At 64.6% G+C, this 12,123-nt stretch carries 12 protein-coding genes, 1 tRNA gene and 1 other RNA gene; 6 read left to right on the forward strand and 8 right to left on the reverse strand.

What is annotated here, in order from left to right; all coding sequences use genetic code 11:
* Positions 1-146: 146 nt before the first annotated feature.
* Positions 147-929: a queuosine precursor transporter gene (locus AB0L58_RS19740; protein WP_364388584.1), complete on the reverse strand. Its 783-nt coding sequence runs from the start codon at positions 927-929 to the stop codon at positions 147-149.
* A gap of 29 nt (positions 930-958) precedes the next feature.
* Here AB0L58_RS19740 and AB0L58_RS19745 point away from each other — a divergent pair, with 29 nt between their 5' ends.
* On the forward strand, positions 959-1,465 hold the full coding sequence (locus tag AB0L58_RS19745) for a DUF4190 domain-containing protein (RefSeq protein ID WP_364388586.1): 507 nt from the start codon (positions 959-961) through the stop codon (positions 1,463-1,465).
* Positions 1,466-1,531: 66 nt separating this feature from the next.
* Here AB0L58_RS19745 and AB0L58_RS19750 read toward each other — a convergent pair whose 3' ends face one another.
* Genes AB0L58_RS19750 through AB0L58_RS19760 form a run of 3 tightly spaced genes read right to left on the reverse strand, consistent with a single transcriptional unit; the run spans position 1,532 to position 3,734 of the window.
* Positions 1,532-2,227 carry an RDD family protein gene (locus AB0L58_RS19750; RefSeq protein ID WP_364388588.1) on the reverse strand — a complete coding sequence of 232 codons (696 nt, stop codon included), beginning with the start codon at positions 2,225-2,227 and terminating at the stop codon, positions 1,532-1,534.
* Positions 2,228-2,271: 44 nt separating this feature from the next.
* Positions 2,272-3,186 (reverse strand): tRNA glutamyl-Q(34) synthetase GluQRS, encoded by a 915-nt coding sequence (gene gluQRS / locus AB0L58_RS19755; RefSeq protein ID WP_364388851.1) that lies wholly within the window; start codon positions 3,184-3,186, stop codon positions 2,272-2,274.
* Between the two features lie 38 nt (positions 3,187-3,224).
* On the reverse strand, positions 3,225-3,734 hold the full coding sequence (locus AB0L58_RS19760) for a DUF309 domain-containing protein (protein WP_364388590.1): 510 nt from the start codon (positions 3,732-3,734) through the stop codon (positions 3,225-3,227).
* Between the two features lie 443 nt (positions 3,735-4,177).
* On the opposite strand from AB0L58_RS19760, the gene AB0L58_RS19765 reads away from it, so the two are divergent.
* Complete coding sequence (locus tag AB0L58_RS19765; RefSeq protein WP_364388853.1) at positions 4,178-4,363, forward strand: DUF397 domain-containing protein; 186 nt, start codon at positions 4,178-4,180, stop codon at positions 4,361-4,363.
* Between the two features lie 81 nt (positions 4,364-4,444).
* On the opposite strand, the gene AB0L58_RS19770 is transcribed toward AB0L58_RS19765, so the two are convergent.
* Positions 4,445-6,070: a cytochrome bc complex cytochrome b subunit gene (locus AB0L58_RS19770; RefSeq protein ID WP_364388593.1), complete on the reverse strand. Its 1,626-nt coding sequence runs from the start codon at positions 6,068-6,070 to the stop codon at positions 4,445-4,447.
* A gap of 167 nt (positions 6,071-6,237) precedes the next feature.
* Between AB0L58_RS19770 and AB0L58_RS19775 the strand changes: the two genes are divergently transcribed.
* Complete coding sequence (locus tag AB0L58_RS19775) at positions 6,238-7,926, forward strand: WS/DGAT domain-containing protein (RefSeq protein WP_364388596.1); 1,689 nt, start codon at positions 6,238-6,240, stop codon at positions 7,924-7,926.
* A 302-nt stretch (positions 7,927-8,228) separates the two neighbouring features.
* Here AB0L58_RS19775 and AB0L58_RS19780 read toward each other — a convergent pair whose 3' ends face one another.
* Positions 8,229-8,687 carry a YbaK/EbsC family protein gene (locus tag AB0L58_RS19780; RefSeq protein ID WP_364388598.1) on the reverse strand — a complete coding sequence of 153 codons (459 nt, stop codon included), beginning with the start codon at positions 8,685-8,687 and terminating at the stop codon, positions 8,229-8,231.
* A gap of 286 nt (positions 8,688-8,973) precedes the next feature.
* The gene (locus AB0L58_RS19785) at positions 8,974-9,804 is read right to left on the reverse strand and encodes a hypothetical protein (RefSeq protein WP_364388600.1); all 831 of its coding nucleotides are present in this window, start codon (positions 9,802-9,804) and stop codon (positions 8,974-8,976) included.
* A 202-nt stretch (positions 9,805-10,006) separates the two neighbouring features.
* On the opposite strand from AB0L58_RS19785, the gene AB0L58_RS19790 reads away from it, so the two are divergent.
* The gene (locus tag AB0L58_RS19790) at positions 10,007-10,267 is read left to right on the forward strand and encodes a hypothetical protein (RefSeq protein ID WP_364388872.1); all 261 of its coding nucleotides are present in this window, start codon (positions 10,007-10,009) and stop codon (positions 10,265-10,267) included.
* A 48-nt stretch (positions 10,268-10,315) separates the two neighbouring features.
* On the opposite strand, the gene AB0L58_RS19795 is transcribed toward AB0L58_RS19790, so the two are convergent.
* Positions 10,316-10,403, reverse strand: a tRNA-Ser gene (locus AB0L58_RS19795).
* Positions 10,404-10,542: 139 nt separating this feature from the next.
* Between AB0L58_RS19795 and ffs the strand changes: the two genes are divergently transcribed.
* Together ffs and AB0L58_RS19805 are read left to right on the forward strand one after the other, a co-directional pair.
* An RNA gene (gene ffs, locus AB0L58_RS19800) (signal recognition particle sRNA small type) lies at positions 10,543-10,637 on the forward strand.
* 144 nt (positions 10,638-10,781) lie between these two features.
* Positions 10,782-12,071 (forward strand): aminotransferase class I/II-fold pyridoxal phosphate-dependent enzyme, encoded by a 1,290-nt coding sequence (locus AB0L58_RS19805; RefSeq protein ID WP_364388602.1) that lies wholly within the window; start codon positions 10,782-10,784, stop codon positions 12,069-12,071.
* The last annotated feature ends 52 nt before the right edge of the window (positions 12,072-12,123 follow it).

A 12,123-nucleotide genomic window follows, 5' to 3' on the forward strand; every position in this document is an offset into this window, starting at 1 on the left:
GTCCCGGCATCAGAAAACCGGTCGTGGCATCTCGCGCCTGCGGCGCATGCGCTTCGACGACTCGGACGCGAGACGGGCCGCGAACGGTCGCTCGTAAGACTCGCTCGTTGTGGTTACGTCCGAGCGGGCCTGCGGCGTAACAACTTTCAGCTGAGTAGCGCGGGGGTTTCGCGTGGCGCGTAGCTCGGCTCGTGTTTCTTCAGGAAGGCGATCACCCGGTAGGTGATCGGCAGCACGATGACCTCGGCAAGGGTCTTCCAGACGAATCCGACGATCACGTAGTTCACGAACTGTCCCCAGCTGTCGATGCCGATGGCGGTGGCCGCGATCGAGCAGAAGATCAGCGTGTCGCCGAATTCGCCGACGATCGTGGAGCCGATCAGCCGCGCCCACAGGTGCTTTTCCTTGGTCTTCTCCTTGATCAGCACCAGTGACGCCGAATTGAGCATCTCACCGACGAAGTAGCCGGACAGGCCAGCGGCGACCAACTGTGGTGTGGTGCCGATGACGGACCGGAAGGCCTCCTGATTGTCGTAGAAGGTCGCGGCGGGCAGCTCGATGGCGATCTTGAAGCAGACGACCGCGAGCAGCAGGATGGCGAAACCGTAGTAGATGGCCCGGCGGGCGGCCTTGAAGCCGTAGACCTCGCTGAGGACGTCGCCGATGATGTAGGCCAGGGGGAACAGGAACCACGCACCATCGGTCGAGATCGGCAGGATCTCGACCGGGCCGACCTTCACGGAATGATCGGTGAAGAATTGGACACCTTTGGTTGCGCAGATATTCGAGATGATCAGCGTCGCGGTGAACAGGGCGACGACGGGGGTGTAGTAGCCCCGCGCGGCGACGGCGAATGCCGCGTGGGCCGCCGCGGGGCCCCCAGATTCTGGGTGTTCTTCAACTGTTTTGGACTCACTCACGCGCTTCATCCAACCAGGTTGTGGAATAGGCTGTAGCAATGACGAATCCCGGCGATTCCGACGAATGGTGGAAACAGTACGGCGGCGAAGGCGTATCGCCGGAGGCCGGCGCCCAGGGGTCGGTACCGCAGTACCCCTCGGCGCCGCAGTACCCTTCCGCGCCGCAGTATCCGCAGCAGCCGGCTCCGACGCCGCCACCGCAGCCGCAGTACCCGAGCTACCCGCAGCAGCCGGTCGCCGGCGCGCAGCAGCCGTACCCGCAGACCCCGGCCTATCCGAACGCGTATCAGCCGTACGGATATCAGCAGCAGGCGCAGGGCACCAACGGACTCGCGATCGGTTCGCTGGTCGCCTCACTGGTCGGGCTGTGCACCTGCATCGGCTCGATTGTCGGGATCGTGCTCGGTGTCATCGCGCTGAATCAGATCAAGGAGCGCGGACAGGAGGGCCGCGGCCTGGCGCTGGCCGGAATCTGGGTGGGCGCGGGCGGCATCGTGCTCGCCATTGCGTATGTGATTCTCAACATCGCGCTGTCGACGACATAGGACTCGAAAACATCAGGGGCGCTCCCGTTTCCGGGAGCGCCCCTGAGCTGTACCTGGGGTACCTGATCAGGCCTTGACGACCTGAGTGCCGCCGGCGAACTTGTCGTGCCAGCCCTGCTTGTTCGGGTCCTGCGAAGTGGTGATGATCATGTAGATGATCAGACCGAGCTCGGCCAGGCCACCGATGCACGGAATGATGCCGAGAAGAACATAGAGGTTGCGCTTCAGCGAGACCTCCGGGGTGATCTTCGCCGCGCCGCCAGGGGCTACGACCTTGAGGCCCAGGATCTTCTTGCCGAGGGTGGTGCCCTGGGAGGTCTCCATGCCGACGAAGTACCCGATCCCCGCGATCGCGCCCACCAGACCGGTCACGACCTGCCCACCGAGTCCGGAGCCCAGGATGAGCAAGATGATGACGTAGACCGGGATGCCGACGATCAGGTGATCGATGACGCGGGCACCGATGCGGGCCCCGATATCACCGGGCTGTCCGCCGTACCCATATCCCGGCTGCTCGCCATAGGGCTGCTGGGGGTAGGGCTGCTGCTGGCCGTAGGGATCCTGCGGCTGTCCGTACTGGGGCTGACCATAGGGCTGCTGGCCGTACTGGGGCTGCTGCCCGTACTGCGGCGGCTGCTGGCCGTATTGGGGCTGTCCCCCCTGCGGGTACTGCTGTCCGCCCCCCTGCGGGTACTGCTGGCCGCCCGGGTATTGCTGCCCGCCTTGCGGATATTGGTTGGGGTCGTACCCACCGCTTGTCATATGTGCGTCCTCGTCAGTGATCAGTAGATCGGTCGATGGGTACGTTACGGACATCGCGCGGGTTGCAACAACCCATTCTCGTCGAGTATCCACGGTTGCTCGGTCAGATCGGCCGGGTCGAATCGGTCGAGCAGCTCGGTGGGCGAAACCGGGGGATAGCCCAGTGAACTGGCCAGTGCGGCCGCGACCCGGTCGGGTGGATTGCCGAGGGCGAGCTGATCGGCGAGGGTCACCGCGCCGTCGCGTTTGGCCAGTCGCTTGCCCTCGGTATTCAGCACCAGCGGCACATGTGCGTAGTGCGGAATCGGAAGGTCCAGTAGCGTCGCGAGATAGGCCTGGCGTGGGGTCGACGGCAGCAGATCGTCGCCGCGGACCACCTGATCGATACCCTGCTCCGCATCGTCGACGACGACGGCCAGGTTGTACGCCGGGATTCCGTCGCCGCGGCGCAGCACGACATCGTCGACGGGGCCGCGGTAGCGCCCGTGCAATTCATCGGTGATCTCGAATTCGCGCGCGTGCGCGCGCAAACGCAAGGCGGCCGGACGGCCGTCGGTGCGATGCGCGGCCCGCTCGGCTTCGGTCAGATCGCGGCAGGTGCCCGGATAGTGGCCGAGCGGTCCGTGCGGCGCGGTCGCGGCCTGCTGGATCTCCCTTCGGGTGCAATAACACTCGTAGGTGCGGCCGGCCGCGGTGAGCCGATCGATGGCCGCCTGATAGTGGGGCAGCCGGTCGCTCTGCCGCACGACCGGACCGTCCCAGTCCAGGCCGATCGCGGCGAGGTCCGCCAGTTGGCGCTGTTCGGCGCCGGGCCGGACGCGGTCCAGATCGTCGATACGGAGCACGAATCGGCGTCCGGTCGACCGTGCGAACAACCAGGCCAGCACCGCGGTGCGCAGATTTCCGATGTGCAGATCGCCGGACGGGCTCGGGGCGTACCTGCCTGCTGGAGTTCTGATTACTGGCACGTTTGCCATGCTAGGGGCTCCGGTGCGGTTCACCGGATCAGCAGTCGTGGCTTGAGTCGGTCTTCGGGAATCGAGGTTCCGCTGTCGAGGGCGGCCAACAGTGCCTCGGCGTGCGCGATCAGGCCCGCGCCGTCGATTCCGTATGGCATATCGCTGTTTCGGTTCGGTCGGTCGGTATCCGGCTCGGCCGCGTAGGCGCGCAGCCGGGTCACCGCACGGGTGAGCAGGGTGCGCGCGCCCTTCGGATTCGCGCGCTGGATGTGGGTCAGCCCGACCGCGTATTGCGCAAGACCCTGCCACAGCATCCTTTCGGCGAACGGCCCGTTCTTCCATGCGGCCTCCAATACCTCGTGTGCGTTGAATGCCAGGCCGTCATCCAGCAGTTGCTGGGCGTAGGAAAGAGTTTGCCGCGGAGGCAGATTCAGGTCGTCCGGAATTCGCGGCACACCGACGCTGCCGACCGGCAACGGCCGCCCGAAGCGGTCGCGCGGGCGTGGATTACGGGCGCGACCTGCCTCGTCGCGCGGGCGTTCGACCATGCTGCCCATCATCCACGGACGGAGCCGAAGGCGTCCACCGGAGTTCTGTCGATCTTGATTAATTGACGGATCACGGAGTAATCACATTGTGAAAAGTTTGCTGGCCAGCAAACATATGAATGAATGTCATCTTCTGGCAATGATCCCGCAACTCCAAATCTTCGCAAGATTGGCAAATGCGATGACTGAATGGGCAAGAGATCGGCAAATTCTGCATGAACCTGCTAGTCTTTAGCGCGCGGGGGCGACCCCGTGAGGTGAATTCACCTCGAAGTGCAGTGCGATCACGACGCACCGTGAAAGTCGCGCGCTTTGGCAAGGCGCACCGCGGGATTCGGCGTTCCGCGCCGGATGCCGGTGCTAGTTAGAACGATGTCAGAAGAAAATCTCGTTCTCGACGCAGCAAAGGAGCTAGTGCCGTGGTAGTTGACTTGACGGGCGCTGTGTGGCGTAAGAGCACATACAGCGGCCCCGATGGGAACTGTGTGGAAGTCGCATTTCTCGTCGACGGCAACGTGGCGGTCCGCGACACCAAAGACAACGGCAATGGTCCGTTGTTGGCGTTCACGCCAAGCGAGTGGGACGCATTCCTAAACGGAATGTCAGAGGGGGAGTTCGGACGCGCCTGAACGACGGGTACGTCCGAACCAACAGCACGGGCCCCGGGTCGGCACGGACTCGGGGCCTTCGCGGTGTTGAGTGGCCCTTTCTCAATGGTGCTGGCCGTCGGTCTGCTGCTGAACGGCGCGTAGTACGGCGAGCTGTTTGCGCTCTTCCTCATGCTCGGCCGCCAGGTTGGCGCGGGATTCCTGCCACGGATCGGGGCGGAAGAATCCGCCGGTGCCCGGCTTGCCCGCCGAACCCAGCTTGTTCATCTTCTTCGGTACCGTCGCGCCCTGGTAGGTCAGCGGAATCGGGTGACCGTGCTCGTCGACCGGCCCGAGCGGCTGGTGGATCTCGATGTATTCGCCATCCGGCAACCGCCTGATGATGCCCGTTTCGATGCCGTGCTCGAGCACCGCGCGGTCGCTGCGCTGCAGGCCGAGGCAGATGCGGTAGGCGGCGTAGTAGGCCACAGCCGGCAAGGTCAGAATGCCGATCCGGCCGACCCACGTGGTCGCATTCAGCGAGACGTCGAATTTGAAGGCGATGATGTCGTTCACGCAGGACAGCGTCAGCACTGCATAGAAGGTGATCGCCATCGCGCCGATCGCGGTGCGGACCGGCACGTCACGCGGGCGCTGCAGCAGATTGTGATGCGCGGTGTCCTTGGTCAGTCGGCGCTCGATCCATGGATAGGCGATCAGCACCGTGAACACCAGGCCCATGATCAGCGCACCCCAGAACGGTGCGGGCACGGTATAGCGGCCCGGATACAGCTCCCAGGGCGGGATCAGGCGCATCATGCCGTCGGTCCACATCATGTAGAAGTCCGGCTGGGTGCCCGCCGAGACCTTGGCCGGGCTGTAGGGGCCGAAGGCCCAGATCGGGTTGATCTGCAGCAGGCCGCCCATGAGTGCGACGACACCGAGCGTGAACGCGAAGAACGCGCCCTGATCCAGCGAGAACACCGGCACGATGCGAGTGCCGATCACATTGCGTTCGGTCCGGCCCGGCCCCGGGAACTGAGTGTGCTTCTGGTACCAGACCAACGCGATATGCGCGGCGATCAGCGCGAGCATGATGCCGGGGAACAGCAGCACATGCGCGATGAACAGGCGCGGGAGGATGATCTCGCCCGGATAGTCGCCGCCGAACATCAACCAGTGCATCCAGGTGCCGATGACCGGAATGCCGAGCGTGATAGAAGAGAACGCCGCCCGCAGGCCGGTGCCCGAGAGTAGGTCGTCGGGCAGTGAGTAGCCGAAGTACCCCTCGAACATGGCCAGGATCAGCAGCAGTGAGCCGAGCACCCAGTTCGCCTCACGCGGTTTGCGGAACGCGCCGGTGAAGAAGATCCGGAACAGGTGCACGATGATGGACGCCGCGAAAAGTAGCGCGGCCCAATGGTGGACCTGGCGCACGAATAGACCGCCGCGGACCTCGAAGGAGATGTTCAGTGCCGTCTCGTAGGCGCGGGTCATGGACACCCCGCGCAGCGGCTGGTAGGCGCCGTTGTAGGTGACCTCGGCCATCGATGGGTCGAAGTACAGCGTCAGATAGGTACCGGACAGCACCAGGATGATGAAGCTGTAGAGCGCGATCTCGCCGAGTAAGAACGACCAGTGGGTCGGGAAAACCTTGTTGATCGACCGTTTGGTGAATGCCGCGGCCCGATATCGCTCGTCGAAGGAGTTGGCCTGTTCGCCCGCCCTACGACCTATGTCAATAGCCATGGTCGACACCTCGCTTTGGGGTGAGAGGTGATACATGTTCTACTACAGACGGTAGCAGGGGATCGAGCGGGAATCGATAGGTTTCCCGATCACAATGTGGAACAAGATCATTCAGTTTTCCCGGTGCTGGGCGCTACCCCCGGTAGCCGGTGCCATATCGTCGAGCCGTGAGTGCGGTGGCAGCCCAGGACGCGACGATGTACTGGCTGTCCGGCCGTACTCGAAATGACCTCTTCATGCTGTATTGCTTCGACGATTCCGGGTGTTCCGGTGCGGAACTGCGCGAGTTCGTCGCGCGCCGCAGTGCGGACATAGCCGATCTGTCGGTCCGGCTGCGCCCGCTGCCCGGCGATCTGGGCTATCCGGCGTGGGTTCGATGTGAATTCCGTGCCGAGCAATTTGTGGAACATTTCCTTCCGGAACCGAATTGGCCGGGTGTGTGTACGGTGCTCGGCAAACTGCTCGGCACCGGAGTGGATGCCGCGGTGCGTCCGTGGCGATTGCACGTGTTCCGTGGAGTCGACGGTGCGCCGTGGGGTGCTGGCCCCGCGATGGTGGTGGTCCTGCAGATATCACATGCGCTGGCGGATGGGCGGCGGGGTGCGGATCTTGCCAGGGCACTGTTCACCGAGGTAGATCACCGTGGTGGGGCGGCGGTGGTCGCGCGGGGCGAGTTGGTTACGCGGGGCACAGTGGCTGTGCAGGAGGGGGTCGGCCAGGACGGGATGGCCGAGCCGGTCGCCGGTGCCGCGTCGATTGTCGATGCCGCCCCGGTTGCTGCGTTGCCGGATTCGGTTGCTCGGGCCGAGCGGCTCGTTTCGTCCGAGCAAGTAGCCGGAGCAGCGCCGATTACCGGTGCCGCGCCGTTTGCCGATGACGCCTTTTATGCCGCGCCGGTTGCTGTGTTGCGGGATTCGGTTGCTCGGGCGCTGGGCGAGCATGCCGTCCGATTCGGTCGACGTCTCGGTGCGGCACTGGTCGAGGCGGCACCGGTGGATCCCATATCTGTGCGTTCGGCGCTGGCGCTGCTTCGGATGCCGATTCAGTTCGCGCGCACGGCTGTTCGGGGTTATCAGGCATTCCGGGCGCAGCAGGAGTTGGCCGAATTGACCGCTGCGGGAGGGCTTCCGGGGCCGGGGCCCGGGTTCACGCCGAGTCTGGTGAACCGGAGCGATTCGACAGCCAGGCCTGCTCATCAGGTGCGGATGATCGTTTGCCATGCCGAACGGATGCGCATCCCGGGTCACACCGTGACCGTGGTCGCACTGACCGCGGTGTCGATCGCACTCGATCGCTACCTCGCGGCGCGCGGCGCGCGAGTGGACCGCTTGGGCGCACAGGTCCCGATGGCGTTATCCGACAATCGGATCGCGGCTCGCAACAATTACCGCAGCCTCGGCGTCGAGTTGTTCGTCGACGAACCGGATCCACTTGTCCGCGCGAACAAGATCGCCGCCGCGCTCGCCGCGCGCCGTATCCGCGCTCGGCACCCGCTGCTGACCGCGCAGGACCGCGTCACGGCCGTCACTCCCGCCCTGCTACTGCGTCGCGATATCGAGCGCTACCCGCTCGACACCGTCCCCGACTCGATAGCCGGGCACACCGTGGTCTCCAGCGTCCACCGCGGGCCTGCGGATCTGGCCTTCGGCGGCGCACCCGTCCGCTTCACCGGCGGTTTCCCCGCGATCGGCTCGGTAATGCACCTGACCCACGGCGTACACGGCCTCGGTGACACCGTCACCGTCTCGGTCCATGCCGACGCCGCCGCACTACCGGACATCGATACCTACACCGACCTGCTGCGCGATGCGCTGAACGAGGTATTCGACTGTGCCATAGGAGAATTGGGTAGTTGAGAATCCCGACCGGGTGATTCGTCGCACGCCGACGCAGTCGCCTACGAACTCTGGCAGCGGCTCCCGCACCCGCTGTGGCGGTTACCCCGTATCGCCACCTGAAAGTCATTCAGCCGATGAACAAGTGGGCCACCCAGATCATGACCACGATTTTCGACAACTGACCGACGGGCAACGGTAAGTGGCGCGTCCGATGGTAGGCGATGGCCGGACCGTCATGCGACCGTATTCGTCTGTTCCGCACGCGAGCGCGCAACGACCTCGGCTCGCGGCCGCGGACTGCTTCGGCGGTTGGCGAAGCCTCAGCGTTTTTCACCGCCGCTCGACCGGTGCGAAAAGTGCCCCTTTTCGGCCTGCTCCATCAGACGCATGAACTGATCCGTACCCAGGTGGACGAGTTCCTCGTGGTCTCCGGCCTCGAAGTAGACATCGGGCACGGTGGTGAGACTTTCGTCCATCAGCGTCTGTATGCCATACGCGGTACAGACGGCCGGGATCGCGCCGACCTCGCAATCCGGGAACACGGTGCGAAGCTCGGATTCCTTGGCCAGCACCAGATGCCGTCCGGTTTGCGACCACAACTTCGACAGACGCAGGTGATGGGTAGACGGCACCACCGCGCCGACGTAGCCCTGCTCGTCTTCGAGCATGATCGTCTTGGCCAGACGGTCGCCCGGGATATGTGCCGCTTCCGCTGCTTGGGCGCTGGTAAAGCTGTGCGGATGACGTACGACTTCGTACGTGACGCCCGCATCGCGCAAACACGCTTCCACAGTCGACGAAATAGACATTGCGGACCTCCACTGATCGGCTCGTGCACCACCGAAACGCGGTGGCAATGGGCACTCGGGTACACAGCGCTAGACCGTTCTGCGGGATAGTCTGCGCCTTTCAGCGATCGGTGTCGGCCCGAACCGGCAAATCCCACCGAGAGCCGGTTGCGCCCGCGTCCACGAACGCCATATCACCACTGGTCCCATGAGCTGCTGCGATCCGCCGGTCCGTTTCAGGCGGTATCGTCACCTGTTCGACAAGGTGGAACGCCTGTCAATCGGTCGCGGGTCCGTCGGTGGCGGCCTCAGCTGGGCCGAGGGCTTGTGGGGGTGCGGTCAGGGCCTGCATCGCGCCGAGACCTGCGCCTATTCCCGCGCCGATGGCGGCGAGCGGTGCCGCCATGATGGCCGCGCCGTATGCGGCGCCGATGGGCCCCGCCGCGAGACCGATCGGTGCGAACGGCAAGCCGATCGCCAGACCGAGTGCACCGCCGAGACCTGCGCCGATCAGTGCGAACGGGCTCGCCACCACTGCGCCTGCGGCAGCACCGAGCGCCGCGGAGCCGACGGTCTGACTCGCTACTCGATCGGAGCGAGTGCGTTCCAAACCGATCGAGTCGAAGAACGTTGCGAGATCGGCCTCGGTAACCGCCGCGGCGTCGTTGAGTTGGATGGCGGGCTCCCGTGGCAGCCAGTCCGGCGCCTCGACCTGCAGGTTGCCGAAACGCAACATGCCCGGTGGCGGCGCGATCGGCGGCACCGGGGCGACCGGGACCGGGCCGTGCAGGGACTCGACCGGCGACAGATACTCGTTTTTCGGTACCGGCCGCGCCCACTGCAGCGAACTGCGCGTGTCGTCCGGGATGCGCGTTCCCCGGTACGGGCGCACATTCGGCGCTTGGGCGGCGGGCCAGTCCGAGGACTGCTTCGTCTGCGCTGCCTGCCCGGCGGGGGCCTCCTCGCCTGAATCCGTGGTGTCGGCCACGAAGGCGGCGAGGCCGTGCTCGGTCTGGCTCACCGGAACGTACCGGCCGGGCTCGGCGTTTGCGGTGCCGCCGTTACCCACCAGAGTGAGAACAACGGGAACCGCTCCCGCCACGACCATCGACCCCGCTTTCTGTTGACGCGGACTGACTTTTCGGTGCTTGCCTGTGCCCATCTATTGCCTTTCACAGTGCAGAGAGACCTTGTTTATTCGCATTCGGATCCCGGGGCGGCTTCGGATGGTCGAGTACGCTGTGACAGGTTCGAGCCACGGCTGTGACCAGGACTTTCCGGGCTGTTAAGCACCCTGGATCGTCGTGCACATGTCCACCATCAACCAGTCGTGCCGCAACAATGAAGATGACCGGGGCGGACTTGCAGAGCGGTGGGAGTTGGATCCCGGGGTGTCCCTATGTCTTTCGTCGAGCGGCAGCGCGGTAAGGCTGCTTGTTGTCGAGCATGGCGTAGACGACGCCGGTCCGGAGTCGGGCAGAGCGGATGAGGGCGGAGTCGTGTTTCTTGCCCTCGGCACGTTACCGACCTGCGGGCTCGACGATGCCGTGACCGATGGGAGTTACCCGTGAACAAAAACAGCAGGTCAGAGCAATGCATTGCCCTGACCTGCTGTTTTTTGGCGGAGGATAGGGGATTTGAACCCCTGAGGGCGTTAACCCAACCCGCGTTCCAGGCGAGCGCCATAGGCCACTAGGCGAATCCTCCGTGCAGCAGCATACCGGGTGCCCCCGGTCGGTCACCAAATTGGGGCTGGTCGGGGCGGGAAGTCCCAGTTCGGTCCCGTTTTCTGCCCTGGTGGTGCACCCGGTGGTGATCATTGTCGGATCCGCCCGCTACACTTGCCAATGGATCCCGCGCGGCGCGCATCCTGTGAACTCCCCCAGGGCCGGAAGGCAGCAAGGGTCAACGGGCTCTGCCGGGTGCGCGGGGTCCCCTATATTCACTCCAATTCGGAGCAACCGCCGGGTAACGTGAACACGGTCCGCCGGACGTCGAACGCGCTCGGCTGGATCAAACGGTCCGACCGCGGTACATCGGCTCGGACGTCAATCACCCCTTCGCTGCTTCGAAAGGCTGCTCAGGATGCCCCGGCAAATGCAGATCGGTTTGATGAGCCCCCCGGAGCTCGTGTCCGAACACGAGACCCAAACCGCGAATTACGCGACGCTCGAGACCGAGAAGCTCACGCTGGATCTGACCAGGGGTAAACCTTCGCCGGAACAACTCGACCTCTCCGCGGAACTGCTCACACTGCCCGGCCCCGGCGATTACAAGGACGGCACCGGCACCGACTGCCGCAACTACGGTGGGCTGCACGGTCTTCCGGAATTGCGCGCGATCTTCGGTGAGCTGCTCGGCATTCCGGTCGAGAACCTGATCGCGGGCAATAACGCCAGTCTCGAGCTGATGCACGATGCGATCAGTTACGCATTGCTGTACGGCACACCGGATTCCGAGCGCCGCTGGGTGGCTGAGCCCAAGCTGAAGTTCCTGTGTCCGAGCCCCGGCTACGACCGGCACTTCGCGATCACCGAGGCGCTCGGCTTCGAGATGATTCCGATTCCGATCCGTCACGACGGTCCGGATGCGCACGCCATCGCCGAACTGGTGGCCGATGATCCGCAGATCAAGGGGCTGTGGGCGGTGCCGAACTATTCCAACCCGACCGGCGTCATCTTCTCCGAAGAGATTGTCCAGGAGTTGGTTTCGATGCCGACCGCGGCACCGGACTTCCGGCTGCTCTGGGACAACGCCTACGCGGTGCATCCGCTGACCGATACCGCCGCCCCCGTCCTCGACGTGCTCGGCATGGCCGCCGCGGCCGGAAATCCCAACCGGCCCATCGTTTTCGCCTCCACCTCGAAGATCACCTTCGCCGGTGCGGGGGTGAGCTTCCTCGGTGCGTCCACGCCGAACCTGAACTGGTACCTGGACCACGCCTCGAAGAAGAGCATCGGTCCCGACAAGATCAACCAACTGCGCCACCTGCGCTTCTTCAAGGACGCCGACGGCGTGCGCGCGCATATGCAGAAGCATCGCGCCATCCTCGAACCGAAATTCGCGCTGGTACTGAAGATTCTGGAGGATCGGCTCGGTGCGTCCAAGGTGGCGTCCTGGACCGAGCCGAAGGGCGGCTACTTCATCAGCCTCGATGTCCTGGAGGGCACCGCGGCCAGGGTGATCGCGCTGGCCAAGGACGCGGGCATCGCGCTAACCGCGGCCGGTTCGGCCTTCCCGTACCGGAATGACCCGGAGGACAAGAACATTCGCATCGCCCCCAGCTTCCCGCAGCTGCCGGAACTGGAAAAGGCGATGGACGGTCTGGCCACCTGCGTACTGCTCGCGGCCACCGAGAAGCTGCTCCAGAAATAGCTTGCCGAGCCGGTGGGCGCATATCCACATCAATACGCGCCCACCGTATTCG

Source organism: Nocardia sp. NPDC052112 (assembly GCF_040680135.1).
In the GTDB taxonomy this organism is placed as follows: domain Bacteria; phylum Actinomycetota; class Actinomycetes; order Mycobacteriales; family Mycobacteriaceae; genus Nocardia.